Here is a 24,404-nt window from a genome sequence, read left to right on the forward strand (position 1 = left end):
TCAAGCGGTAAGCCCATGATTGAAGTCACCGAGGTGTCCATAGCCCAACTGCGCGCCGCGCTCGAATCCGGCCAGACCACGGCGGTAGAACTGGTACAGGCTTATCTGGCGCGGATCGACGCCTACGACACAGCTGACACCCCCACCGCCCTCAATGCGGTGGTGGTGCGCAACCCCCTGGCAATGACCGAGGCGCAGGCCTCCGACGACCGCCGGGCCAAGGGCCAGACCCTCGGCCCGCTGGACGGCATCCCCTATACCGCCAAGGACAGTTACCTGGTCAAGGGCCTGACCGCCGCGTCGGGCAGCCCCGCCTTCAAGGACCTGGTGGCGTACCGCGATGCATTCACCATCGAGCGCCTGCGCGGTGCCGGTGCCATCTGCCTGGGCAAGACCAATATGCCGCCCATGGCCAACGGCGGTATGCAGCGCGGGGTCTATGGCCGCGCTGAAAGCCCGTACAACGCCCACTACCTGACGGCACCTTTTGCCTCCGGCTCGTCCAACGGTGCGGGCACGGCCACGGCGGCCAGCTTCTCGGCCTTCGGCCTGGCGGAAGAAACCTGGTCGAGCGGGCGCGGCCCGGCGTCCAACAACGGTCTGTGCGCCTACACCCCTTCACGGGGCGTGATTTCGGTACGTGGCAACTGGCCGCTGACGCCGACCATGGACGTGGTGGTGCCCTTTGCCCGCACCATGGCCGACTTGCTCGAAGTCCTCGATGTGGTCGTGGCTGAAGATACTGATACCCGTGGAGACCTGTGGCGCCTGCAGCCCTGGGTACCGATTCCGAGTGTGGCTTCGGTGCGTCCGGCCTCCTATGCACAACTCAATGCCGGCAGCGAAGCACTGGCCGGCAAACGCTTTGGCGTACCGCGCATGTATATCAATGCCGACCCCGAGGCCGGCACATCCGAAGCACCGGGCATCGGCGGCCCCACCGGGCAACGCATCATCACCCGTGCCTCGGTGATCGACCTGTGGCAAGCCGCGCGCAAGGCCATCGAGGCCCAGGGCGGAGAAGTGATTGAAGTGGACTTCCCGCTGGTCTCCAACTGCGAAGGCGATCGCCCCGGCGCGCCAACCGTGTTCACCCGCGGGCTGGTGTCCAAAGAGTTTATGCATGACGAGCTTTGGGAGTTGTCCGCGTGGGCATTCGATGATTTCCTGCGCGCCAACGGTGACCCTAAACTCAACCGGTTGGCCGACGTCGATGGGCCGCTGATTTTCCCTCACGACCCGGGCACCCTGCCCAACCGTGAAGACGAACTGGCGGCAGGCATGGACGAATACGTGCGCATGGCCCAGCGCGGGATTACCCCGTGGGATCAGATCAGTAGCGTGCCAGACGGTCTGCGCGGCCTTGAAAAAACCCGGCGCATCGACCTGGAAGACTGGATGGACCGCCTGGGACTGGATGCCGTGCTGTTCCCGACCGTGGCCGATGTGGCTCCGGCAGATGCGGATGTGAACCCGGCGTCGGCGGATATCGCCTGGAGCAACGGCGTGTGGGTGGCCAACGGCAACCTGGCCATCCGCCATCTGGGCGTACCGACCGTGACCGTGCCCATGGGCGTGATGGCCGACATCGGCATGCCGGTGGGGCTGACGTTTGCCGGTCGCGCCTATGACGATTCGACATTGCTGCGCTTTGCTTCGGCATTTGAGGCAACCGGCAGCAAACGCATGATCCCGCCGCGTACACCGCCGTTGACGTGATGGCATGGGCGGGATCTGTGAGCAGCGCCGCTCATAGGTCCCGCCCTCGCACCGGGTGGTAAAAACACCCCGCAATTCCTGTGGGAGCGAGCCTGCTCGCGAAGACATCCCTGCGGTTTACCCGAAAGACCGCGTCGCCTGCATCGCGAGCAGGCTCGCTCCCACATTACCCGCCCCCGCACCCGCTCCTGATCGACTCTCCAGACTCCAGTAAATCTTCTCCCCTGCCAGCCCCCGGTCACAATCGACAACATCACTGCATTTTTAGTTGTATACAATAATAACCAATTCTGGTTACATCATTGCACGCCTACGACTCCGGCAATCGCCGCTGCGTATTGCGATGGTCAAACACCATGCAGCTTGCACGGCCGCTTCAATTCAACGCGCCTTACCGGCGCATGTCATCGCGTATTCACTGCGCCCATGGGTGTGCCAGTGAACCGACCGCCCCTGCCCAGCCATGCTGCATCCGGCTGCCAGGGCTTGGCTCAAGCCGAAAACCGATGCCTGCAACCGCATCACGTTGAAAGCAAACTCCAAACGGAAGAGGAATACCCATGGCAAAGACTTTACTGGTCAAGAACGCAGAACTGCTGGTCACAATGGATGGTGAACGCAGGGAAATCCGGCGCGGCGGCCTGTTTATCGAAGACAACCTGATCAAGCAGGTCGGCCCCAGCGAATCCCTGCCGCAACAGGCCGACGTGATTCTGGACATGACCGGCAAGGTGGTTATCCCGGGCCTGGTCAACACCCACCACCATATGTACCAGAGCCTGACCCGCGTTGTACCGGCAGCCCAGGACGGCGAGTTGTTCAATTGGCTCAACAACCTGTATCCAATCTGGGCGCGTCTCACGCCGGAAATGATCGCGGTTTCGACCCAAACAGCAATGGCCGAGCTGATCCTCTCTGGCTGCACCACTTCCAGTGACCATCTGTATATCTACCCCAACGGCTGCAAGCTGGACGACAGCATCCATGCCGCTGCAGAGATCGGCATGCGCTTTCACGCCGCACGCGGGAGCATGAGCGTGGGCCGTAGCCAGGGCGGCTTGCCGCCCGACTCGGTGGTTGAGAAAGAAAGCCATATTCTCAAAGAGTCCCAGCGTCTGATCGAGGACTACCACGACCCCCGCCATGGCTCGATGCTGCGCATGGTCGTGGCGCCCTGCTCGCCCTTCTCGGTCAGCCGCGACCTGATGCGCGAGGCCGCAGTGCTCGCCCGCCAGTACGGGGTCTCACTGCACACCCACCTTGCCGAGAACGTCAGTGACATCGCCTACAGCCGCGAGAAGTTCGGCATGACCCCTGCCGAGTACGCCGAAGACCTGGGCTGGGTCGGCCACGACGTCTGGCACGCCCATTGCGTACAACTCGACCAGCACGGCATCGAGCTGTTCGCCCGCACCGGTACTGGGGTCGCCCACTGCCCGTGCTCGAACATGCGCCTGGCTTCGGGGATCGCGCCGATTCGCAGGATGCGCGACCACGGCGTGCCGGTGGGGTTGGGGGTTGACGGTTCTGCGTCCAACGATGGCGCCAGCATGATTGGTGAAGTACGTCAGGCCCTGCTGTTGCAGCGGGTGGGTTTTGGCCCCGATGCGATGTCCGCCCGCGAGGCGCTGGAAATTGCCACATTGGGGGGCGCCAAGGTGCTTAACCGCAATGATATTGGTGCACTGGCACCGGGCATGGTGGCGGATTTTGTCGCTTTCGATCTGGGCCATCTGGCCTACGCCGGAGCCCATCACGACCCGCTGGCAGCGTTGGTGTTCTGTACCCCGACCCAGGTCCATACCAGCGTGATCAATGGTCGCGTGGTGGTCAGGGATGGCCACCTCACCACCGTCGACCTGCCGCGGGTGCTGGAACGCCACAACCAGTTGGCCCACCAGCTGGTCAGCGGTGAATAACCCCTTCAGGCCGTTGAGTTCCTGACAGGGCTCAACGGATGCAACTGAGAACGTGCTGTTAGACGCATCTAAAATAACAAAAGCGAGCTACTCACCATGACTTCTACCGCTTCCCCTCGTCCAGAAGACGAAAACCTCGGTACTGGCGCCAACCTGGCCTACGGCCTGCAGCACGTCCTGACAATGTATGGGGGCATCATTGCGGTGCCCCTGATCATTGGCCAGGCAGCCGGCCTTTCATCGGCCGACGTTGGCCTGCTGATCGCCGCTTCGCTGTTCGCCGGTGGCCTGGCCACACTGTTGCAGACACTGGGTATCCCTTTCTTTGGCTGTCGCCTGCCGCTGGTGCAGGGGGTGTCCTTCGCCGGTGTCTCCACCATGGTCGCCATCATTGGCGGTGACGGCGCAGGAGGCCTGCCGGTGGTGTTCGGGGCGGTGATCGTGGCTTCCGTGATCGGCTTGCTGATCACACCGCTGTTTTCCAGCATCACCAAGTACTTTCCGCCCCTGGTGACGGGCATCGTCATCACCACCATCGGTCTGACCCTGATGCCGGTCACGGCGCGCTGGGCCATGGGCGGCAACAGTCAGTCACCTGACTTCGGCAGCATGGCCAACATCGGCCTGGCGGCAATCACCCTGGTGCTCGTGCTGCTGCTCAGCAAGCTGGGCAGCGCCAGTATTTCACGCCTGTCGATTCTGCTGGCTATCGTTATCGGCACACTGGTTGCCACGGCCGTGGGCATGACCGACTTCTCCCGGGTGCTGGAAGGCCCGCTGGTCGCACTGCCCGAGGTGCTGCACTTCGGCATGCCCGAGTTCCGCCTCGCAGCCATCCTGTCGATGCTGATCGTGATTATCGTGACCATGGTCGAGACCTCCGCCGATATCCTGGCAGTGGGCGAAATCATCGACACCAAGGTCGACGCCAAACGCCTTGGCAACGGCCTGCGCGCCGACATGATTTCCAGTGCCCTGGCGCCGCTGTTCGGCTCCTTTACCCAGAGCGCCTTTGCACAGAACGTTGGCCTGGTCGCCGTGACCGGTATCAAGAGCCGTTATGTGGTGGCCACCGGCGGCCTGATCCTGGTGACACTGGGGCTGCTGCCGGTGATGGGTCGCCTGGTCGCCGCCGTGCCCACTGCCGTGCTTGGCGGTGCTGGTCTGGTCCTGTTTGGTACCGTCGCCGCCAGCGGCATCCGCACCCTGGCGCAGGTGGACTATCGCAACAACATGAACCTGATCATCGTCGCCACATCGATCGGTTTCGGCATGATCCCCATTGCAGCGCCCAACTTCTACCAGCACTTCCCGACCTGGTTCGAGACCATCTTCCACTCCGGCATCAGCTCGGCCGCAATCATGGCCATCCTGCTCAACCTGCTGTTCAACCATCTGCGGGCCGGCAACTCCGACCAGCAGTCGGTATTCGTCGCCGCCAGCGACCGTATCCTGCGCTCCCGGGATATCAGCTGCCTCAACGATGGCGATGTATTTCGCGATGGCAAGCTGTTCGACTGCAATGGCAAGGAAGTACCCGTGGTGGAGTCCGACGAGCACTACGAACAGTCCCCGCCCTTGCGTAAAAAGAGCTTCGAGCAAGAACACTAACCTGCCTTAAACCCGGCACAACGGCGCTCAGGCGCCGTTTTGCATACTGCGCCGATTTACACAAGCAGCCGGCTTGCGAACTTTTCCCTGTTTATCTGTCTATGTGAGTACGCGTATCTGCGCGACAAGCGCGAGCTCCAGGCGTCAGTCAGCAGATGGCGACACATTCGAATGATATTCAGAGGTTATCTTCGCTCATGAAATTCCACGCCCCACGGATGGTGCTTTTGAGCCTGTTCGCGTTTGCGGCAATGGGCTCGGCATCAGCTACACCGACAAAGACCCCGCCCGCGGTTTTTGCTACTGAACCTGGAGCCGTTCAGACGACGGCTGCCAATCCCTGGCCAAGGCTGGCCGCTGAACAGACAGCGCCCCTGCTTGCCCGTGACGACCACCACCGGTATGACAACCGCTGGCAAGCTCGCAGAGACGATCGCCGCAGAGAAAACTGGCGTCGCGATCAATGGCGTCGGGAGCAAGCCCGCCGCGAAGCCGAGCGCCGCCGTCATGACCGGGCCATGCACCAGCGTTACGACAACCATCACCGCGACTATCGTCGCTGAAAAAAACGGCTGCCGAGAAAGCAGCCCCTGTACCTTTTTTAGCAGCCGCTCAACGCCGCCTGTGGCCGCTCGCCGGTAAAGAACAGTGGTCGCAGGCGCACGCCCACCGTGTTGCCGATAAACGCTGCCACCAGCCATACCCAGCCATGCAGGCTGCCCGAGGCGATGCCGCTGAAGTACGCGCCAATATTGCAGCCGTAGGCCAGACGCGAGCCATACCCGAGCAGCAGGCCACCAATCACTGCCGCCAGCAGCGAGCGCGGCGGGATTTTCAGGCTGGGAGCAAAACGCCCGGCCAGGCCGGCGGCCAACAACGCACCGAGAACGATGCCAATATCCATTACGCTGGTGATGTCTTCCCACACCGGCGCGGCCAGTGCCTTGGCATTGCCCGGCATCTGCCAGAACCCCCAACTGCCAACATCAACCCCCAGTCCGCTTGCCGCCTTGGCGCCCCACAGCGCGAACGCCGAAGTAATACCCCACGGCCGCCCGGCCAGTGCCAGCGTGGCATAGTTCAGCAGCGCCAGACCTATCGCCCCCCAGACCAGAGGCCACGGCCCACGCAAAAAGCGGCGCAGGCCCTGATGTTCACTGGTCACCCCTGCTTCAAGGCTGGCGTGACGGGATTTCTCCAGGCGTACGGTCACTGCGGCGATGATCGCGAACACGGCCAGGCTCAGCAGCAAGGCGGGAACCACCCCGAAGCTTTTAACGATAGAGGTCGCCGGAAACGCAGGCAGGGCAAACCACCAGTCAACATGCTGAGTGGCGATTAATGATCCACAGATAAAGAACAACAGGGTCACCAGCATGCGCGCATTGCCGCCGCCGACAGTGAACAGGGTGCCGGACGCACACCCGCCGCCCAACTGCATGCCGATGCCGAAAATAAACGCACCGAACACCACCGACACACCGATCGGCGCCACCAGCCCGACGACCGGCTGGCCAAACAGGGTGCCCGCCCCCAGCGCGGGGAAAAACAGCACCACAGCCACGGCCAGCATCACCATTTGCGCGCGCAGGCCAGCACCACGGCGATCATTGATAAAGACTCGCCAGGCCGAGGTAAAACCGAATGCAGCGTGATAAAGGGTCAAGCCCAGCGCCGCGCCGACGATCAGCAACAGCACCTGGCGCGTACCGACATTGTTTTGCAGGAAAACAGCGCCCTGCAGCAACAAGATAAAGGCCAACAGCGGCGCAAGCGGTTTGCGCCCAGGGGTTATGGAAAGAGAACGACTCATGGAAATCCCGATACGTATGATTTGGCTGAATTGCGTGGCGGCAAAGTATACCCCAGGCGGGGCTGCGGCCTAACCGTTTGACTTAGTAAGGCGCCAAGATAAACTGCGCCTTATGAATATTTTAGAGAACAAGCACCACATCATGCTGCGTGAACTAGAGAGCGCAGCGCCCGAGGTCAGGGACAGCGTAAAGCTGTGCTTCGAGTTGCTCTCGGCGGCAGCGGCGATCAATCGCGCCTGCGCAACACGGCTGGCCAGCTACAACCTGTCGGAGGGCCGTTTTGTCATCATGCTGACCCTCAAAAACGCGGGAGGCAAGCTCTCCCCTCTGGAACTGGCGACCCGATTGTCGATTACCACGGGAACGGTCACCGGGCTGCTCGATGGTTTGCAGCGCGCCGCGTTGATCAAGCGCAAAACCGACCCAACGGACCGGCGCAAATTGATTATTACGCTGACCGCGCAAGGCAAGCGCGTGGTCGATGACGTTTTTGTCGAGCACACCGCCTGGATCAGCGGAATGATCCAGGACTTGCCTCCCGGGCAACGCCAGGCCCTGGCCGAGTCGATCTATTGCCTCTCGGCCAGCCAAGCGCTCGACCTCGCTACAAAAGCTGGTCGATAGCCATTTGAGTAGCAAGGCGTTGCAAGCTAACGACAAGGCGCCGCTGGCGATACTCAAGGACGAGAACGGGCAGAACGTCGATCTGCGCGATTTTCTCGACATGGGGCCGTGAGTGCATACCAGCAGATGGTCAGTGATCTAACGGCCGCGGGGGCGACGCTGGTTGCCGTCTCGGCGCAGACGCCGCAGTTCACGGGTAAAACCCGTGAAGCGCTGGGGATCACTTACCTGCTGCTCAGTGATATCGACAACCACCTTGCCCGTCAGTACGGCATTGTTTTCGAGCTTGAGGACGAACTGGACGAAATCTACCGTTCCCTGGGTGCGGACCTCAAGAGCGTCAACGGGTCTGACTCGCTGACACTGCCACTGGCCAGTGCATTTGTAATCGACCAGGATGCGGTAATACGCGAAGCGTTCGTCAACCTGGACTACGCGCAACGGGTGGAGCCTGAGGAATTGATTGCGGCAGTCGGCCGCGTTTGACCCAAGTAGCGTGCATGCAGGCATCAACTCATGTGTGCGCCACAAAACCTGTGGGAGCGCGGCTTGCCCGCGATGGCATCCATACGGTGAGCCTGCCAGACCGCGCCGCCTGCATCGCGAGCAAGCCCGCTCCCACAATGAATCCTGCAAACCGCAGCTCTTAACTACGACACAAAACCTGTGGGAGCGCGGCTTGCCCGCGATGGCATCCATACGGTGAGCCTGCCAGACCGCGCCGCCTGCATCGCGAGCAAGCCCGCTCCCACATGGATCCTGCAGACCGCAGATCTTAAGTACGCCACAAAACCTGTGGGAACGCGGCTTGCCCGCGATGGCATCCATACGGTGAGCCTGCCAGACCGCGCCGCCTGCATCACAATGAATCCTGCAAACCGCAGCTCTTAAGTACGCCACAAAACCTGTGGGAGCGCGGCTTGCCCGCGATGGCATCCATACGGTGAGCCTGCCAGACCGCGTCGCCTGCATCGCGATGCAAGCCCGCTCCCACACTATTCCCTGCGCCCGCCCGCTACATCCCCAGCCAATTCGGCAACGCCAGCGACACAAACGGCACATAGGTCACCAGCACCAGGAACGCCAGCATCACCAGTAACCACGGCGATACCGCACGGACCACTCGAGTGAGCGGCATGCCCGTGACCGCCGAGGTGACAAACAGGTTTAGCCCGGTGGGTGGGGTGATCAGGCCGATTTCCATATTCACCACCATGATGATGCCCAGATGGATCGGATCAATGCCCAGTTGCATGGCAATCGGGAACAGGATCGGCGCCAGAATCAGGATGATTGCCGAAGGCTCCATAAAAGTCCCTGCAACCAACAGCACAATATTGACCACCAACAGGAACTCAATCGGGGTAAAACCCTGCTCCACCACCCAGGCGGTAATCGACTGCGGGATCTGCTCGGTGGTCAGCACATGGGCAAAAAGCATGGCGTTGGCAATGATAAACATCAGCACCACGCTCAGCTTGCCCGCCTCGACAATCACCTTCGGGCATTCGCGGACGGTCATGTCCTTGTAGATAAAGATCGCCACGAACGCTGCATACACCGCTGCCACAGCAGCCGCTTCGGTAGGGGTGAACATGCCCGAGTAAATACCGCCGAGAATGATCACGATCAACATCAGGCCCCAGCCGGCACGGCGCCCGGCGGTGACGATTTCCTTGAACGAGGCCCGGGGCAGCGATGGCATGTCCTTGACCCGCGCCAGGATGTAGATGGTCACCATCAATACCAGCCCCAGCAACAGACCCGGCACAACACCGGCCATAAACAGCTTGCCCACCGAGGTTTCGGTGGCGGTAGCGTAAACCACCATGACGATCGACGGCGGAATCAGGATGCCCAGGGTCCCGGCGTTACAGACGATACCGGCAGCAAAATCCTGCTTGTAGCCAGAACGGACCATGCCGGCGATAACGATCGAGCCCACCGCCGCCACCGTGGCCGGAGAAGAGCCACTCAGCGCCGCAAACAGCATGCAGGCCAGGATTGCGGCGATGGCCAGGCCACCCTTGATATGCCCGACGCAGGCGTTGGCGAAATCGATCAGGCGCCGGGCCACGCCGCCGCTGGTCATGAATGCACCCGATAGCAGGAAAAACGGGATCGCCAGCAATGTGTAGTGCTCGCTGGTTTCAAACAGCTTGATCGCCAGCGAACGCACCGAGTCGTTACTGAAGAACAGAATGGTCATGGCCCCGGACAAGCCCAGGGAAATCGCCACCGGAATACCGACAAACATCAGCACGAACAGGGCGACAAAAAGGAAGGCAATAGTCATTTTGGAGTCCCCTGCTGGTCGTTTTCCGCCAGTTTGACGGCGTCGTCCACTTCACTGTGCAAGCCCAGGCCTTGCTGCTTGCCCTGAATGATGCGGATAAAAACCTGCAGAAAACGCACAAACATCAAGGCAAAACCGATCGGCACGATCATCACGATTTGCCATTGCCTGATACCGAAGCGGTCCAGGTCTTCGGCACTGGTGCCAACGGCATACAACGTGGCCACCCACTGCTCGCTGGAGTACGCCATCAGCACGCAATAGCCCAGGCAAATGGCCACTGCCAGCAAGGCCACCCGCCGCTGATTGGCAGGCTTGAACTGGCGCACCAGCAAGTCGACGCCAATATGCGCGCCAATGCGCACGCCCCAGGCCAGGCCGACAAAAATCAGCCAGCCGAACATGGCCTTGGTCAGGGCCACACTCCAGGTCATCTCCTGGGCGACGTAGAGAATACTGTCGCCGATGCCGAGCAGGGTCTCGTTGGCGAACGGCAGCGAGTCCCCTAGGGAATAGAAAACACCATAGAGGTTGTTGAATACGACATACGCGAAGGTGACCAGGGTCATGCCTGCAAGCAGGAATGCCACCAGCATTTCTTCCGCGTGATTCCAGACACGAACGGCTGCGTGCATGGGTAATCTCCCTTGAAAGAACGGTCGAGAAACGACAAAGCAAAGGTTGCCGTGGCGATCCCCTGCGGGACCACCGACGGCAATCAGCGCTGGCGACTATTAACTGCTTTGGTTGGCCTGCTCGGCGGCCGCGATCACATCAGGGCCGATGTCGCTCTCGAACTTCTTCCATACCGGGCGCATGGCTTCACGCCACAACTCGCGCTGTTCCGGGGTAAGGATGATGATTTCGCTGTTGCCGGAATCGGCAATGCGCTGGCGGGAAGCCTGGTTAAGCGCCTCGGCCTGCTTGTTCACCTCCACGGTGACCTCGGCCATGACCGCATCCAGGGTGTTGCGCACCTCTTCAGGCAGGCCATTCCAGAACTTGGTATTGGTGATCACCATGTAATCGATGGCGCCATGGTTGGACTCAGTGAAGAACTTCTGCACCTCATAGACGTTCTGGCTTTCGTAGTTGGACCAGGTATTCTCGGTGCCATTCACCACACCGGTCTGCAAGCCCTGATAAACCTCGGCAAAACTCATCTTGCGTGGCGCCGCGCGCAGGGCCTTGAACTGCTCATCCAGCACGGCGGAAGCCTGTACGCGGAACTTCAGGCCGCGGGCGTCCTTGGGCTCGTAGAGCGCCTTGTTGGCGGACAGTTGCTTCATCCCGTTATGCCAGTAACCAAGCCCGGTAATGCCCTTGCCTTCCATCGACTTGAGCAGAGCCTGACCTTGCGGGCTTTGCTGGAAACGGTCGAGGGCCTGGATATCAGTGAACAGAAAGGGCAAATCGAAAATCTGGATCGGCTTGGAGTAATGCTCGAACTTGGCCAGCGACGGCGCCAGCAGTTGCACGTCACCCAGCAGCAGCGCTTCCATTTCCTTGCCGTCGCCAAACAGCGAGGAGTTCGGATAGACCTCGACCTTGACCTGCCCGGGCAGGCGTTCCTCGGCCAGTTTCTTGAACAACAGCGCGCCCTGCCCCTTGGGTGTGTGCTCGGCGACAACGTGGGCGAATTTGATGCTGATGGGGTCGGCAGCGCCCGCAAAACCTGCGAATAATGGCAATGCGCAGGCCAGAGCCTTGAGAGTGTGCTTGAACATGGGACATACCTCTTGTTGTTATAGATTTGGTAGTGCCTGGTGTTGCCTGTGCTGCGTTTAACCGCTTCGCCTGGCCTCAGTTACAAGGCAGACCGGCCCGGCGCAATACCCGCCGGGCAAGGCCGATGACCGGGGCATCGACCATTTGCCCGTCGAGCACAAACACCCCGCCTGTGGATGCAACCGCATCCAGAACCCGCCGCGCCCAGTCCAACTCGTCCTGACGCGGCATAAAAGCGGCGTGAATCACTGCCACCTGGCCCGGATGAATGCACAGCAGGCCGCCAAAGCCCATATCCCTGGCATCGGCGGCCATGTGGGCCATGCCGGCGCTGTTGTTGATGTCCGCAAATACACTGTCCAGCGGCGGCGCCAGTTGCGCCAGGACGCTGTGCAGCAAAATGGCGTAGCGGGCCTGATCGAGAATGCGCTGCGCGCCAGCCGTATCGCTGGCCAGGCCCAGGTCCAGGCCCAGGTCCAGCGCACCGAAACTCAGGCGCTCCACCCCGCGAGCCCGAGCAATGGCCGGCAATTCAAGCAAGCCCCTGGCGCTTTCGATAATCGGCCACACCGGCTTGCCACACGCCGCAGCCTGTTCGACCTGTGCAGCGCTTTCGGCCTTGGGCAGCAATACCGCCACCACGCCGGGCTGGCGACGGCACAACTCGATATCGGCTGCCTGCTGCTGATGCTGCGGCGCATTGATCCGCACCAGCACCCTGGCCTGCGGATTGTCATTAAGGAAAGCATCCAGACTGGCGCGGGCCTGGGCCTTGAGGTCCTCGGCCACAGCGTCTTCCAGATCGACGATCACCTGATCGGCGCCGCTTTGCAGCGCCTTGGGTATCCGCTCGGGGCGAGTAGCCGGGACGAACAGCGCTGAACGAATGCTGGTGTTATCCATCACGATGCTCCATGCCTTATACCGCTCCTAGTTGATGCAGACGCTGGATCTCGTCCGCGCCATAACCCAGTTCACCCAGCAGGCTGTCGGTGTGCTGGCCCAGACCGGGAACCGCCTCCATACGTGGCTCGAAAGCGGTGTTGCACCCCGGTGGCAGCAGCGCCGGCAACTTGCCCGCCGGGCTGTCCACTTCGCGCCAGCGTTTACGGGCGGCCAGTTGCGGATGAGCCCACACACCGGCCATATCGTTGACATGGGCATTGGCAATCGATGCCCCGTCGAGCCGGGCAATCACTTCATCGGTACCCATTCCAGCAAAGGTTTCGACAATGATGGCCCGCAACTCGCTGCGATTCTCTGAGCGCCGCGCATTGGCATTAAAGCGCGGGTTGCTCGCCAGGTCTGGCTGTAGCAACACCCTGTCGCAAAATTGCTGCCATTCGCGTTCATTCTGCAGGCCAAGCATCACTGTGCCACCGTCGCCGGCAGGGAACGGGCCGTAGGGGTAGATGGTGGCATGCGCGGCCCCCGCCCGCGGCGGGGGCGCGGCACCGTCGTAGGCGTAATACAGCGGGTAGTTCATCCACTCCACCAGGCTTTCGAGCATCGACACATCGATACGGCTGCCCTCCCCGGTCTTGTCCCGCAGCAGCAGCGCCGAAAGCACTCCGGTGTAGGCATACATGCCTGCAGCGATATCGGCAATCGAGCAACCGGCCTTGGCCATGTCATGTTCATCCGGCCCGCCGGTCACCGACAAAAACCCGCCTTCACTCTGGATCAGCAAGTCGTAAGCCTTTTTCTGCTCGTAGGGTCCGCCTTCGCCGTAACCGGAAATATCGCAGACGATCAACCGCGGGAAACGCTCATGCAGGGTTGCAAACGACAACCCCATACGTTCTGCCGCCCCCGGCGCCAGGTTCTGTACCAGCACATCGGCCGTGGCCAGCAGCTTGTCGAGCACGTCCGCAGCTTGCTGCTGCTTGACGTTGAGGGTCAGGCTTTCCTTGGAGCGGTTGGTCCAGACAAAGTGCGAGGCCAGACCGTTGACCCGCCCGTCATAGTCGCGGGCAAAGTCGCCGGAGCCGGGGCGCTCGATCTTGATCACCCGTGCACCGAGGTCAGCCAGCTGGCGGGTGCAAAACGGCGCGGCGATAGCGTGCTCCAGGCTGATCACGGTAATGCCGTCCAGCGGCCGGGGTTTGTGCGCGGTGGCGGTCATGATGGTCTCCCGATGCAGGTCAGTACACTCAAGTCGTCAAGATGGCGCAGGTGCCAGACCTGCTCGAGCAGCCCGCTGGCCTGTTCGTCGCTACGCGCTCCCGAGAAGGCCAGCAGGCGGCGAAACTTGTCTTCCAGTTCGGCGCGGCTCAACGTATTGCCCGGGTCGCCCCTGGGCTCATCGATGCTGCCCTGCAGGCTGCGCCCCTGCACCGTGGTCACCAGCACCCGGCCCAGCCAGCGTTGTGGATACGCATCGTCAACGTCGTTATCGAGGACCATGCGCACCTTGTCGCGAAACGCGCCAACGCGCGCATCGCTCAGCGCATGTTGATGAAACTCGGGCAAGCCGGCCTTGCCATAGACGGCAATCAGGCCCAGCACCGTGCCCATGGAAAACTTGGCCTGGTGCACGCTCTGCGGCACCTCTACGCGGCCCAATACATCGATGGCGGCTTGATGGACGCGGGTGGTGACACTGGCGATGTCCTCTGCTCCAAGCCCCTCCCGCTGCATCAACGCCAGCAGCGCATCGGCCGCCGGGTGGGTGTGGCGGCACGAGGCGTGAAACTTGAACGAAGTCTCCGTCAGCGCCCAGCGGCTGCCCAGGCGATCGGACAGGCACGCCGGGTTGGCGTCGCTGGACATGCCGGCAGCCATGCCCTGCTCACCCTCAAGAATATTTTGCGCACCGCTCAGACCCTCGCCCGTCAGGTAAGCAGCCAGCAAACCATCAGCGGCGGCCTTGGCGGTATGCAGCTGCTTGGAGTCCGCGGCATCGCGCAGAAACTCCCACAGGCCCGCGGCCTGGGTCCCGGCAGTGCCCAGCAGGTGGGTGAACTGCTGCGGGTTGAACCCCATCAGCTTGCCGACCCCCACCGCTGCCGCCAGGGTGCCGACCGTAGCCGTGGTGTGAAAGATGCGGTAATGCGAACGGCCAAGAAACTCACCGATGCGAATGCCCGCTTCATAACCGGCGACGGCGGCGACAATCAGATCGCGACCCGATTTTCCCAGGTCCTGTGCCGCCGCCAGCACCGCAGGAAACACCACGGTCGCCGGGTGCAGCACGGAGCTGTTATGCAGGTCGTCCTGCTCCACCAAATGGGAGCTGGCGCCATTGACCAGCGCGGCAAAATACGCCGAGGTGGTCTGGCCATTGACCAGAATACCGGCAGGCCCGGTGCCCGGGCCCATCTTCGCCACGTAGCGTTCAAACAACGGGATCGGGTGCGCGCCCTGACTGGCCAGGGCCGATCCCAGCCAGTCGAGAAACAGCTCTTCAGTACGGCTGATAACGGCTTCGGGTAATTGCTGGTAATCCAGGCTGGCCAAAAAACGGGTGAGCGCTTGCGTGTGCTGACTCATGCCGCGCTCTCCACTCGATTGGACAACTCGATCAGGTTCAGATCCGGGTCACGCAGGTAAATCGAGCGAATCGGCCCCTGGGCACCGGTGCGCATGACCGGCCCCTCGAGGATGGCAACACCCAGGCCGTGCAGCTGCTCGATCACAGCATCCAATGGGGTCGCGACGATAAAACACAGGTCTGCCGAACCCGGCAGTGGCTGGCTGGCCTTGGGCTCGAACTCGGCACCGGCCTGGTGCAGGTTGATCTTTTGCTGGCCGAACCCAAGGGCATGGCGGCCCTGACCGAACACCACGGGCTGCATGCCCAGCACCCGGCTGTAAAAATCCAGACTTGTGGGGATATCCCGTACTGTCAGGACCAGATGGTCCAGATGACTGATCTGCATGTTCTGTCTCCGTTAATTAAAAGGAACGCGGCAACTCGAGCAGATGCTCGGCCACATAGGACAGGATCAGGTTGGTGGAGATGGGCGCCACCTGGTACAGACGGGTCTCGCGAAACTTGCGCTCGACGTCATACTCATTGGCAAAACCGAAACCGCCGTGGGTTTGCAGGCAGGCATTGGCCGCTTCCCAGCTGGCCTTGGCTGCCAGGTACTTGGCCATATTGGCCGCCGCCCCGGCTTTACCCCCACTGTCGTATTCTTCGCAGGCGCGCCAGCGCATCAGGTCAGCGGCTTCCAGCTCGATATGGGCTTCGGCAATCGGGAACTGTACGCCCTGGTTCTGCCCGATCGGACGACCGAATACCACACGATCACGGGCGTACTGTGCAGACTTTTCATTGAACCAGCGGCCATCACCGATGCATTCAGCGGCGATCAGCGTGCGCTCGGCATTGAGCCCGTCGAGGATATAACGAAAGCCCTTGCCCTCTTCGCCGATCAGGCTGCTGGCGGGGATTACCAGGTTGTCGAAAAACAGCTCGTTGGTTTCGTGATTGACCATATTGGCAATCGGCTGCACGGTCAGGCCGTTGCCGATGGCTTCGCGCAGATCGACCAGAAAGATCGACATGCCGTCGGCTTTTTTCTGCACGTCGGCCAACGGCGTGGTGCGGGCCAGCAGGATCATCAGGTCGGAATGCTGAACCCGCGAAATCCACACCTTCTGGCCATTGATCACATACGTGTCGCCCTGGCGCACGGCAGTGGTCTTGATCTTCGTGGTGTCGGTGCCCGTGGTTGGCTCGGTCACTGCCATCGACTGCAAACGCAGCTCGCCACTGGCCAGCCGGGGCAGGTAATAACTTTTTTGCGCCTCGCTGCCGTGACGCAGCAAGGTAAACATATTGTACATCTGGCCATGCACGGTGCCGGAGTTGCCGCCACAGTGGTTCACTTCCTCAAGAATCACCGAGGCCTCAGCCAGCCCCAGGCCCGAACCGCCGTAGTGCTCGGGGATCATCGCCGACAACCAGCCGGCTTCGGTCATGGCGGCGACAAAGGCTTCAGGAAAGCCCTTGTCTTCGTCAATCTTGCGCCAGTACTCGGCTGGAAACTCCGCACACAGGGCGCGGACACCCTCGCGAATGGCGTTATAGTCTTCGTTCAGATACGGATTCATTAGCGCTCCTTGTTGTCGTTATTAGTCGAAGCTCACTTCGCCCTGCTGGGCGATACCCTCTGCGTTGCCCACCCACAACTCGGCTTTGCCCGCCGCCACGACACGCCCCCGCAGCACAAAGGGCTGAGGTGCAATCAACGGCCGCACGCCGCGATAGGCAAAGCGCCGCACTTGGGCCTGGGGATTGGCGCGGCAAAAAGCGCGCAGGCTGAGGGTGGCCATCAGCGGCCCGTGTACCACCAGCCCCGGGTAGCCTTCCGTTGCGGTCGCATAAGGCCAGTCGTAATGGATGCGATGGCCATTGAAGGTGACCGCCGAGTAGCGGAACAGCAAGGTGGGGCTCGGCGTGATCGACTCCTGCCAGATGCCCGCAGGCAAGGGCTCGCCCTCTGCCAGCTTGGGCGGGGTTGGTTCGCGGTAGACAATGTCCTGTTCTTCGCGAATGGCCAGTTGGCCGTCCTGCAGATAATCATGCTGGACAGTGACAAACAGCAGCGAGCCGGTTTTACCGAGTTTTTCCCGAACATCGAGAATAGTGGAAAAACGCGTCGCCCTGGCATCCACCCTGAGCGGAGTAAAGAACTCGACACGCCCGCCCGCCCACATGCGGTTGCGGTTGTGGGCCGGAGGCAAAAAGCCGCCCCGGGCCGGGTGACCATCATCACCCAGCCCCTGTTCCTCTACCGTGGGCTGAAAGAAACACCACTGCCACAACGCCGGCAGAGGCTCCCCGGCCTGCGGCACCTTCTCACCGAAGGTCGCGGCGATACGGGTGACCAGGTTCAGGCTAAGAACGTCATGGATTTCTTCAGTACGACCGATCCAGTCGGCCAGTGCGTTATCGCTCATCGGTGATTGCCCCGTGGCTTGTTATTTTGGCCATGATTGCCAAAAGCCGGGCGATCTGTGAATCTGCGTTTCGGTAAGGGGGCGTTCGGTTTTACTTAACGCTCAAGCCCAACGGAAATCAGCCATGCATTTTGATCTTGTCGACCTGCGCCTGTTTATTCATATCGCCGAATCCCCCAGCCTCACCCAGGGTGCGCGCAAGGCGTTTATCTCGCCGCCAGCCGCCAGTGCACGGATCAAGAGCCTGGAAGAGAACCTGGCCAGCCGCCTGTTGTACCGCGACAGCCGCGGGGTTGAACTGACCCCCGCCGGTGAACTGTTCTTGCACCATGCGCGGATGATCATGCGCCAGGTGGACTATATGAAAAGCGAGTTCACCGAGTACGACACCGACGCGTCGGGGCATATCAGGATCTTTGCCAACACCACGGCAGCCACGGAATTCTTGCCCGGTATCCTGGCCGGTTTTCTTGCCGAACGCCCAGGTGTGACAGTGGACCTGCAAGAGCGCCTGAGCCGCGATATCGTCCGCGGGGTCATGGATGGCTCAACCGATATGGGCATCATCGCCGGTCCGGTCGAGGCTGACAGCCTGCAGGTCATCCACTTCAGCACCGACCAATTGATCCTGGTCACCTCACTGGATCACCCCCTGGCCCACTCCAGGTCGATCAAGCTGGCCGAAACCCTGGCCTATCCGCATATCGGCCTGCACGAAGGCACTACCCTGCTGCGATTTTTAAATGAGCAGGTCGCCCTGCACGGCAATACCCTGAACATGCGCATCAAGGTCTACAGCTTCGAAGCGATGTGCCGGATGGTCGAAGCCGGGGTGGGTATCGCCATCCTGCCGGAGTCTTCGGCCCGTCGTCACCAGCAGACCATGGGCCTGTCGGTGATCGAACTGGACGAGCCCTGGCGGGTGCGCGAACGCAGCATTCTGGTGCGCGACCTGCAGGCACTGCCCAAGGTGACCCGGGCCTTGATCAACAGGGTGCTGGAGCATCACAAGAGCGTTGAGCCTGGCAATTAGTCCTGCACCGATATCCTTGGCCAGCGATCAGACCCGGCATGCGATAAGCCGTCAGATCAGCCTTGCGGTGCAGCGCATCGACTCTGGTTGCGGTAATGCTGCGGGCCGATGCCCAAGTGCTTGTGAAACCCTCGCCGCATACGCTCTTCCCGACCAAAACCTGCGGTCTCGGCTATCCGCTTGATCGGCTCGCTGGTGGTTTTCAGCAACTGGCAGGCAGCTTCAATACGTAAGAGCTCTACCGCATGTGCAGGTGTATGGCCAGTAGTGGCCACGTAGGCACGGGCAAAGTGGCGCGCACTCATGCCAAATTGCTCCGCCAGTGTTTCCACACGCAGGTCGCTTTGCAGGTTGGCTGCAATCCAGGCATGCAGACGCACCAGGCGCACGTCAGGGGCGGTACGCAAGGCCAGGGACTGGGCATTGAGCGAAGCGCTGAGCTGGGGTTGAGCCGCCGAGCGCCATACGAAAACGGTGAAATAGCGCGCCAGCTCCAATGCCGCATGGGGGCCGAGATCCTGCTCCACCAACCCCAGCGCCAGGTCGATACCGGCAGCAGCTCCCGCGCACGTCCACAGATTCGCGTCATGCAGGTACAACCCTTCAGTCTGGCACTGGAGCGCCGGATAGCGGGCTTGCAGTTCTTCGGCAAACTTCCAGTGGGTCACCACCTTGCGCCCCTCAAGCAGACCGGCAGCGGCCAAGGCGAATGTGCCAGTACCTATGGAACACAGCCTGCGTACGGCCGTGGCGCGGCGGCGCAACCAGCTGCACACAGGTACGCTGGCTTCAAGTGCTGCCACACCCGGCCCCCCTGCCACGATCAGGGTGTCGATAACGTCCGCTTGCTGGTCGATCTGTTCCAGGGACAGTGTATTGACGCTGATCCCGGAAACCGAGGTTATCTGGCCTCCCATGGGCGATACGAGCAACAGCCGATAAGGTGGATCGCTGGCAAAAGTGCCGCCCAACAGCCGCGGTATCGCGGCGAAGACCTCAAGTGGCCCCGCGGCGTTGAGCAATAACAGCTCATCGAATGCCAGCACCACCACCGTACGCGGCGTAGCGTCCGGCATGGCAGCAAAAGAGGGGTGTTTGGCATGGAGCGCCACGGTTTGCCTCGACATACTCGATTCCACGCACACAGGGGAGACCGACAATGCTCCCCTGCCGCGCACAATACCAGTGGAACCTAGTGGGAGTGGCACCATGTCAAAACTGCACAACACCACCCTGAAGCGCCACAAGACCGGTCTGGTCGGCGTCGACCACGCCCGTAGCGCCGGTGGCTACACACTGTTCGCCCCGCAAACGGCAGATGGCAATGTGTTCCTGATCGATCTGGAAGGCGAAATCGTACACCGCTGGAAGCTGCCCTGGCGCCCCGGCCGCGACGCCGTAATACTGCGCAACGGCAACCTGGGATACAACGGCAACCACCCCGACTCGCCAGAGTTGTTTACGGGCTGGTCAGTCTGGCACGGCGGCGCCTTCAGCGAAGTCACTGCCGAGGGAGAAGTGGTCTGGGAACACACTGACCTGATGCACCATCACGATGCCCAATGGCTGGACAACGGTCATCTGCTCTACACCACCGTTGAACCGCTGAGCCCGCATCTGGCCGCGCGCGTGGTGGGTGGCATTCCTGGCAGCGAAGCACCCGGCGGGGTGATCTATGCCGATGTGGTCAAAGAAGTCGACCGCCAGGGCCATGTGGTGTGGGAGTGGCGCAGCTGGGAGCACCTGCGCCCTGAAGACTATCCGCTGCATGCTGCGTTTGAACGCTACCACTGGCCGATGACCAACGCCGTCTCGCCGGGCCGCGATGGCAAAATCATTCTCAGCCTGCGCAGCGTCTCTGCGGTGATTGCCATTTCGCGCAGCAGCAGTGAGGTGCTGTGGCGCCTGGGCCATGATCTGGTTGCGCAACAGCACTGCCCGAGCGAGCTGGAAAACGGCAACGTGCTGGTATTCGACAACGGCATCTTTCGGCCACATACCAGCATGCCGCACTCACGAATACTGGAAATAGAGCCACTCAGCCAACAGATCGTGTGGCAGTACGCCGATACCCCGGGCTATGCCTTTTTCACCCCGTTCATGGGCGGCGCGCAACGCCTGCACAACGGCAATACGCTGGTGACCGAGGCCAATTTTGGTCGACTGTTTGAAATCACGCCGACGGGAGAAGTGGTCTGGGAATATATCAATCCCTTCTTTGCCCCGTACCCGGATGCAGCCTCCAGAGCCTATCTGCCGGGTGAAAACAACGCGATCTTCCGCGCGCACCGTTATCAGCGCCGGGAAATACCATGGTTGGTTGTAACATAAAAAGCTAAAAGCCCCTCACCACGCCTCTCCCGGAGGGAGAGGCGTGGTGAGGGGCTTTTGATCTTTGACAACCTGCGGGATGAGGCGACCGGAAATCAATTCCGCTCGAGTGCATTCACCAGATCATGGAAAGCTTCACGGTTGGAGTCGTTGAGCCCCATCAGAATCTTGTGCGCTTCCAGCACTTTTACCCGCACAACTTCTTCTGTCTGATCCTGCGAAGGCAGGTCGGTCAGGCAATCCGGGCAAGGGATCGGCTTGCCGATGATGTTGAACACCTGATCGAAGCCCATCGACTCCAGCAGCCGGGTGATGTCTTCGTGGGTGGTGACAACAGTCGGTAACAGGCCTGTTTTTTGGCGCGACAATATCGACAGTTTCGCCAGCAAACCCAAGGTGGTGCTGTCGATACTGCGGGTTTCGGTGAGGTCAATCACGATGGCATTGAAATTCAACGCCGTGAAAATCCTCTCGATCGTCGCATCCAGTGCCGAACACAACGTCAGACGCACTTCACCCACAAACTTCAGGACAAAAGTGCCGTCCTGTTCGGCGAACTGAATTCTACCGGTACTCATTTAAGATTCCTGCTCAACACCAACAAGGCGATATCATCCGGCATCTCCCCTAGCGTAGCTAATCCAAACACTTTGCGCAGACCATCCAGGCTGCCGCCTGCTGCTTTCACCCGTTGCGGCAAAGCAGCTTCTTTCTCTTTGAGCGTCGGCTCGGTCAAAAGATCCAGGATACCGTCCGACATCAGAGTCAGGCTGAAAGCTTCAGGCAATTTCATAACCTGGTCTTCATAGGTGGCTTCGTTGAACAGGCCAACGGGCAAACCCCGCCCTTCCAGATAACGGACACTGTCTGGAGTGTAGAGCACCGGCAGCGGCAAGTGCCCGCCAATGCTATAGGTCAGCTCGCCGCTTTCTTCATTGATCACACCGCCCACCATGGTCACGTGCTTGCCCAGCTTGCAGTTGATCAGACCACGGTTGATATGCCCAAGCACTTCGGAGGGCTTGAACTCCGGCAAGGTGCCATTGCGCTTGGACTCGAACAGCAGGCGCGTGGTCATGAACTTGAGCAGCACCGTGACAAAGGCCGAAGAGGCGCCGTGCCCGGAAACATCCGCCAGATAAAAAGCGACCCGACGCTCGTCAACCCGGAAGTAGTCGACAAAATCCCCGGATAGATACAGTGACGGGATGATCTTGTGGGCAAAACTGAACTCATCAGTGGTCCAGGGGCTGACCGGCAGCATGTTCATCTGCACCTGCCGGCCGGCGTTCTGGTCTTCCTGCAGCAAATGCAGGCTGGCTTCCAGTTCCCGGTTGGCCGACTCCAGCTTCTCACGGTAGCGCTGGTTCTCAAGCTGCAACCGCGCACGATCCAGAGCTCGGTGAACCGAATGCTCCAGCACGGCAAGGTCTTCCAGCGGCTTGATCAGGTAGTCGGCAGCGCCAAGGCGCAAAGCCTCGACCACATCGCTCATCACGCCTGCGCCCGAGATGACGATCACCGGCGTTTGCGCCGACCGCTGGGCAACCTGGCGAATCACCTCCAGGCCACTCATTTGCGGCATGCGCAGGTCACAGATGATCAGATCTGGCTGCTCTTGCTCGAACATCTGAAGGCCTTGCAAGCCATTATTGGCCTGAAGGACGCTGAAGCCGCTGTCTTCCAAGTAGGCCGCCAGACTTGCGCGTACTACCTGGTCGTCATCAATGATCAGCAGCGTGGCACTGGTTTTTTGCATGTGGGCAAATGGCGCCAGAATTAGGTTGTCGTTGAAGCTCGTAAACGTCGGGCTCAACAACTGAAATGGCTTGTGAACATCCCTGATTCAAATCGACTGTATTGCTCGATCCTACAAAGGTGCCCGTGTAAGGCGCAGACGGTACTCCCATCCGCGGGGTGTTTCAAGCTCAGGCCGATAGCGGCTTGAGGTGTTCGTCACGTTAAATTACTGCGGGTTATAAGAACCACGTTTACGGCAACTAAAACCTTGGTAACAAAGGCCGCAAAGCCGATTGATTCTCATCTGCACCCATACAAAAAACGGCCACAAGGGCCGTTTTTTGCGCATCGGTCAAACGACTCAAAAGTCGTCGACAACCTGCCCGTCCTTGACCTTGAATTCACGGCTTTGCAGATACGCATTGCGGATAAAGATGTATTTATCCCCTGTGATCAATTTTTCGGCCGACAGCAGATTGGCGCGGGCATCGATGATTTTCATCCCGGCAACGGTGTTACGTGCTGAAACGTCATGCATGTAGCGGTAAGGTTCGGCATAGGAGTCCGGGTAGATGCCCAGGGCATCTCGCACCGTACTTGGGCCCAGCAGCGGCAATACAAGGTAAGGGCCACTGCTCAGCCCCCAGTAGCCAAGGGTCTGGCCAAAGTCTTCGTCGTTGCGCTGCAGGCCCATCTTGGTGCCCACATCAAAGAAGCCGCCGACACCGATAATGGTGTTCATCAGCAAACGGGCGGTATCCACGCCCGCAGCGTGGGGTTTTACCTGCAGCACGTTGTTGGCCAGGTTGCGCACGTCACCGACGTTGCGGTACATATTGTGGATGCCATCCTCCAGAAACTGCGGAGTGATGAACTGGTAGCCCTGGGCAATCGGCTTCAGGGCATAGGTGTCGAGGGTGTCGTTAAACTTGAACACAACCCGGTTAAACCCTTCCCACGGGTCATCCTCGGTGGCGGCATTGGCAGCAAACGGCATCATGGCCACACCGGCACAGACAAACAATGGGGCGAGACGAACAGTCCAGCGCATAGCAAAACTCCCTGAAGTTACTCAACACTTGGGCGCTATGCCCTGAGTCTGAACATCAGTATAACGGCAAATGGCTTTTAGGCAGCCCCCAAGCAATCGCCTAAACAGACTTGTATAAAAGATAGACGTTCCCCCCGCTGCCGATTCTTTTAAAACCACCCGCCTGAACGACAAAAACACGCACCGGGGATTTTGATAGAGATCATGCACTTCGCCCGCGAGTGGATTAATCTAGAGGCAGACCTTTTGCTCACTTCGAAGGTCTACACCAGAGCCTATCAATAAAGGATGAATGCTATGCCTGCCCGCGATCTGCAAGAACAACTCAATACCTTGCGCGAGCAACTGGAACAGAACCCGCCGCTCACCCAGGAAGAGCGTGAACACTTGAACCAGCTCGCCACACAAATCCAGGCTCAGATCGACATCGAAAAAGCGACCAACGATTCCAGCCTTGCCGACAGCGTCAACCTCGCTGTAGAGCGCTTTGAGGTCGATCATCCCACTCTCGCCGTTACCCTGCGCAGCATCGTGCAAACCTTGGGCAATATCGGCATCTGATTTCCGGTAACCCCCAGAAACAAAAAAGCCCCGACTCATTGCACATGAGCCGGGGCTTTGTTTTGCA

At 60.5% G+C, this 24,404-nt stretch carries 23 protein-coding genes; 9 read left to right on the top strand and 14 right to left on the bottom strand.

The genetic code is table 11. The features are described from left to right. Positions 1–15 precede the first annotated feature (15 nt). The 4 genes from EQV96_RS03020 (at position 16) to EQV96_RS03035 (ending at position 5,812) form a co-directional block, all read left to right on the top strand. Positions 16–1,719, top strand: a complete 1,704-nt coding sequence (locus EQV96_RS03020; protein ID WP_130871598.1) for an amidase — start codon at positions 16–18, stop codon at positions 1,717–1,719. 560 nt (positions 1,720–2,279) lie between these two features. Then, complete coding sequence (locus EQV96_RS03025) at positions 2,280–3,638, top strand: 8-oxoguanine deaminase (protein ID WP_095000519.1); 1,359 nt, start codon at positions 2,280–2,282, stop codon at positions 3,636–3,638. A gap of 96 nt (positions 3,639–3,734) precedes the next feature. Then, entirely contained in the window at positions 3,735–5,249 is a 1,515-nt protein-coding gene (locus EQV96_RS03030; protein WP_095000520.1) for a nucleobase:cation symporter-2 family protein, read from the top strand. A gap of 197 nt (positions 5,250–5,446) precedes the next feature. Continuing rightward, positions 5,447–5,812, top strand: coding sequence for a hypothetical protein (locus EQV96_RS03035; protein WP_165484574.1), 366 nt, complete (start codon positions 5,447–5,449; stop codon positions 5,810–5,812). 38 nt (positions 5,813–5,850) lie between these two features. Here EQV96_RS03035 and EQV96_RS03040 read toward each other — a convergent pair whose 3' ends face one another. Next, positions 5,851–7,062, bottom strand: coding sequence for a YeeE/YedE family protein (locus tag EQV96_RS03040; RefSeq protein WP_095000522.1), 1,212 nt, complete (start codon positions 7,060–7,062; stop codon positions 5,851–5,853). Positions 7,063–7,204: 142 nt separating this feature from the next. On the opposite strand from EQV96_RS03040, the gene EQV96_RS03045 reads away from it, so the two are divergent. Next, positions 7,205–7,687, top strand: a complete 483-nt coding sequence (locus tag EQV96_RS03045) for a MarR family transcriptional regulator (protein WP_170943704.1) — start codon at positions 7,205–7,207, stop codon at positions 7,685–7,687. A gap of 108 nt (positions 7,688–7,795) precedes the next feature. After that, positions 7,796–8,173, top strand: coding sequence for a redoxin domain-containing protein (locus EQV96_RS03050; protein WP_176465225.1), 378 nt, complete (start codon positions 7,796–7,798; stop codon positions 8,171–8,173). Positions 8,174–8,702: 529 nt separating this feature from the next. Here EQV96_RS03050 and dctM read toward each other — a convergent pair. From dctM to EQV96_RS03095, 9 genes are all read right to left on the bottom strand, one after another. Continuing rightward, the gene (dctM, locus tag EQV96_RS03055; protein WP_095000525.1) at positions 8,703–9,983 is read right to left on the bottom strand and encodes a C4-dicarboxylate TRAP transporter large permease protein DctM; all 1,281 of its coding nucleotides are present in this window, start codon (positions 9,981–9,983) and stop codon (positions 8,703–8,705) included. Beyond that, positions 9,980–10,618, bottom strand: a complete 639-nt coding sequence (locus EQV96_RS03060; RefSeq protein WP_095018108.1) for a TRAP transporter small permease — start codon at positions 10,616–10,618, stop codon at positions 9,980–9,982. Before EQV96_RS03060 ends, dctM begins: the two co-directional genes overlap by 4 nt. A 99-nt stretch (positions 10,619–10,717) precedes the next feature. Beyond that, positions 10,718–11,710: a TRAP transporter substrate-binding protein gene (locus EQV96_RS03065; protein WP_095000527.1), complete on the bottom strand. Its 993-nt coding sequence runs from the start codon at positions 11,708–11,710 to the stop codon at positions 10,718–10,720. Between the two features lie 76 nt (positions 11,711–11,786). After that, positions 11,787–12,614, bottom strand: a complete 828-nt coding sequence (locus tag EQV96_RS03070) for a CoA ester lyase (RefSeq protein WP_095026871.1) — start codon at positions 12,612–12,614, stop codon at positions 11,787–11,789. A gap of 16 nt (positions 12,615–12,630) precedes the next feature. Then, the gene (locus tag EQV96_RS03075; RefSeq protein ID WP_153380695.1) at positions 12,631–13,836 is read right to left on the bottom strand and encodes a CaiB/BaiF CoA-transferase family protein; all 1,206 of its coding nucleotides are present in this window, start codon (positions 13,834–13,836) and stop codon (positions 12,631–12,633) included. Next, positions 13,833–15,203: an MmgE/PrpD family protein gene (locus tag EQV96_RS03080; protein WP_095025855.1), complete on the bottom strand. Its 1,371-nt coding sequence runs from the start codon at positions 15,201–15,203 to the stop codon at positions 13,833–13,835. The genes EQV96_RS03075 and EQV96_RS03080 overlap by 4 nt, the downstream gene beginning before the upstream one ends. Then, positions 15,200–15,592: a VOC family protein gene (locus EQV96_RS03085; RefSeq protein ID WP_095018112.1), complete on the bottom strand. Its 393-nt coding sequence runs from the start codon at positions 15,590–15,592 to the stop codon at positions 15,200–15,202. Before EQV96_RS03085 ends, EQV96_RS03080 begins: the two co-directional genes overlap by 4 nt. Positions 15,593–15,608: 16 nt before the next feature. After that, positions 15,609–16,772, bottom strand: a complete 1,164-nt coding sequence (locus EQV96_RS03090; RefSeq protein WP_095000532.1) for an acyl-CoA dehydrogenase family protein — start codon at positions 16,770–16,772, stop codon at positions 15,609–15,611. 21 nt (positions 16,773–16,793) lie between these two features. Next, positions 16,794–17,621: a MaoC family dehydratase N-terminal domain-containing protein gene (locus tag EQV96_RS03095; RefSeq protein ID WP_095026873.1), complete on the bottom strand. Its 828-nt coding sequence runs from the start codon at positions 17,619–17,621 to the stop codon at positions 16,794–16,796. 124 nt (positions 17,622–17,745) lie between these two features. On the opposite strand from EQV96_RS03095, the gene EQV96_RS03100 reads away from it, so the two are divergent. Further along, positions 17,746–18,654, top strand: coding sequence for a LysR family transcriptional regulator (locus EQV96_RS03100; RefSeq protein WP_095000534.1), 909 nt, complete (start codon positions 17,746–17,748; stop codon positions 18,652–18,654). Between the two features lie 56 nt (positions 18,655–18,710). Here EQV96_RS03100 and EQV96_RS03105 read toward each other — a convergent pair whose 3' ends face one another. Next, on the bottom strand, positions 18,711–19,781 hold the full coding sequence (locus EQV96_RS03105; RefSeq protein WP_095018114.1) for a helix-turn-helix domain-containing protein: 1,071 nt from the start codon (positions 19,779–19,781) through the stop codon (positions 18,711–18,713). Between the two features lie 82 nt (positions 19,782–19,863). On the opposite strand from EQV96_RS03105, the gene EQV96_RS03110 reads away from it, so the two are divergent. Next, positions 19,864–20,985: an aryl-sulfate sulfotransferase gene (locus EQV96_RS03110; protein ID WP_240881255.1), complete on the top strand. Its 1,122-nt coding sequence runs from the start codon at positions 19,864–19,866 to the stop codon at positions 20,983–20,985. Positions 20,986–21,080: 95 nt separating this feature from the next. Here EQV96_RS03110 and rssC read toward each other — a convergent pair whose 3' ends face one another. From rssC to EQV96_RS03125, 3 genes are all read right to left on the bottom strand, one after another. After that, positions 21,081–21,563, bottom strand: coding sequence for an anti-sigma factor antagonist RssC (gene rssC / locus EQV96_RS03115; RefSeq protein WP_095000537.1), 483 nt, complete (start codon positions 21,561–21,563; stop codon positions 21,081–21,083). Then, on the bottom strand, positions 21,560–22,744 hold the full coding sequence (gene rssB / locus EQV96_RS03120; RefSeq protein ID WP_095000538.1) for a two-component system response regulator RssB: 1,185 nt from the start codon (positions 22,742–22,744) through the stop codon (positions 21,560–21,562). The genes rssC and rssB overlap by 4 nt, the downstream gene beginning before the upstream one ends. A gap of 342 nt (positions 22,745–23,086) precedes the next feature. Next, entirely contained in the window at positions 23,087–23,776 is a 690-nt protein-coding gene (locus EQV96_RS03125) for a VacJ family lipoprotein (protein WP_095000539.1), read from the bottom strand. Between the two features lie 297 nt (positions 23,777–24,073). Between EQV96_RS03125 and EQV96_RS03130 the strand changes: the two genes are divergently transcribed. Beyond that, complete coding sequence (locus tag EQV96_RS03130; protein WP_095000540.1) at positions 24,074–24,337, top strand: DUF4404 family protein; 264 nt, start codon at positions 24,074–24,076, stop codon at positions 24,335–24,337. Positions 24,338–24,404: the final 67 nt, after the last annotated feature.

Origin of the sequence: Pseudomonas sp. TMW22080, assembly GCF_022496745.1 — a bacterium.
Lineage (GTDB): Bacteria > Pseudomonadota > Gammaproteobacteria > Pseudomonadales > Pseudomonadaceae > Aquipseudomonas > Aquipseudomonas bubulae.

Excerpts from the sequence above, each read along its gene's own strand:
- EQV96_RS03045 (WP_170943704.1), top strand. The coding sequence starts at position 7,205 with ATGCTGCGTGAACTAGAGAGCGCAGCGCCCGAGGTCAGGGACAGCGTA.
- EQV96_RS03065 (WP_095000527.1), bottom strand. The coding sequence starts at position 11,710 with ATGTTCAAGCACACTCTCAAGGCTCTGGCCTGCGCATTGCCATTATTC.
- EQV96_RS03110 (WP_240881255.1), top strand. The coding sequence starts at position 19,864 with ATGTCAAAACTGCACAACACCACCCTGAAGCGCCACAAGACCGGTCTG.
- EQV96_RS03075 (WP_153380695.1), bottom strand. The coding sequence starts at position 13,836 with ATGACCGCCACCGCGCACAAACCCCGGCCGCTGGACGGCATTACCGTG.
- EQV96_RS03105 (WP_095018114.1), bottom strand. The coding sequence starts at position 19,781 with ATGTCGAGGCAAACCGTGGCGCTCCATGCCAAACACCCCTCTTTTGCT.
- EQV96_RS03130 (WP_095000540.1), top strand. The coding sequence starts at position 24,074 with ATGCCTGCCCGCGATCTGCAAGAACAACTCAATACCTTGCGCGAGCAA.
- EQV96_RS03025 (WP_095000519.1), top strand. The coding sequence starts at position 2,280 with ATGGCAAAGACTTTACTGGTCAAGAACGCAGAACTGCTGGTCACAATG.
- EQV96_RS03125 (WP_095000539.1), bottom strand. The coding sequence starts at position 23,776 with ATGCGCTGGACTGTTCGTCTCGCCCCATTGTTTGTCTGTGCCGGTGTG.
- rssB (WP_095000538.1), bottom strand. The coding sequence starts at position 22,744 with ATGCAAAAAACCAGTGCCACGCTGCTGATCATTGATGACGACCAGGTA.
- EQV96_RS03070 (WP_095026871.1), bottom strand. The coding sequence starts at position 12,614 with ATGGATAACACCAGCATTCGTTCAGCGCTGTTCGTCCCGGCTACTCGC.
- EQV96_RS03060 (WP_095018108.1), bottom strand. The coding sequence starts at position 10,618 with ATGCACGCAGCCGTTCGTGTCTGGAATCACGCGGAAGAAATGCTGGTG.
- EQV96_RS03020 (WP_130871598.1), top strand. The coding sequence starts at position 16 with ATGATTGAAGTCACCGAGGTGTCCATAGCCCAACTGCGCGCCGCGCTC.
- rssC (WP_095000537.1), bottom strand. The coding sequence starts at position 21,563 with ATGAGTACCGGTAGAATTCAGTTCGCCGAACAGGACGGCACTTTTGTC.
- EQV96_RS03095 (WP_095026873.1), bottom strand. The coding sequence starts at position 17,621 with ATGAGCGATAACGCACTGGCCGACTGGATCGGTCGTACTGAAGAAATC.
- EQV96_RS03080 (WP_095025855.1), bottom strand. The coding sequence starts at position 15,203 with ATGAGTCAGCACACGCAAGCGCTCACCCGTTTTTTGGCCAGCCTGGAT.
- EQV96_RS03040 (WP_095000522.1), bottom strand. The coding sequence starts at position 7,062 with ATGAGTCGTTCTCTTTCCATAACCCCTGGGCGCAAACCGCTTGCGCCG.
- EQV96_RS03090 (WP_095000532.1), bottom strand. The coding sequence starts at position 16,772 with ATGAATCCGTATCTGAACGAAGACTATAACGCCATTCGCGAGGGTGTC.
- dctM (WP_095000525.1), bottom strand. The coding sequence starts at position 9,983 with ATGACTATTGCCTTCCTTTTTGTCGCCCTGTTCGTGCTGATGTTTGTC.
- EQV96_RS03085 (WP_095018112.1), bottom strand. The coding sequence starts at position 15,592 with ATGCAGATCAGTCATCTGGACCATCTGGTCCTGACAGTACGGGATATC.
- EQV96_RS03035 (WP_165484574.1), top strand. The coding sequence starts at position 5,447 with ATGAAATTCCACGCCCCACGGATGGTGCTTTTGAGCCTGTTCGCGTTT.
- EQV96_RS03030 (WP_095000520.1), top strand. The coding sequence starts at position 3,735 with ATGACTTCTACCGCTTCCCCTCGTCCAGAAGACGAAAACCTCGGTACT.
- EQV96_RS03100 (WP_095000534.1), top strand. The coding sequence starts at position 17,746 with ATGCATTTTGATCTTGTCGACCTGCGCCTGTTTATTCATATCGCCGAA.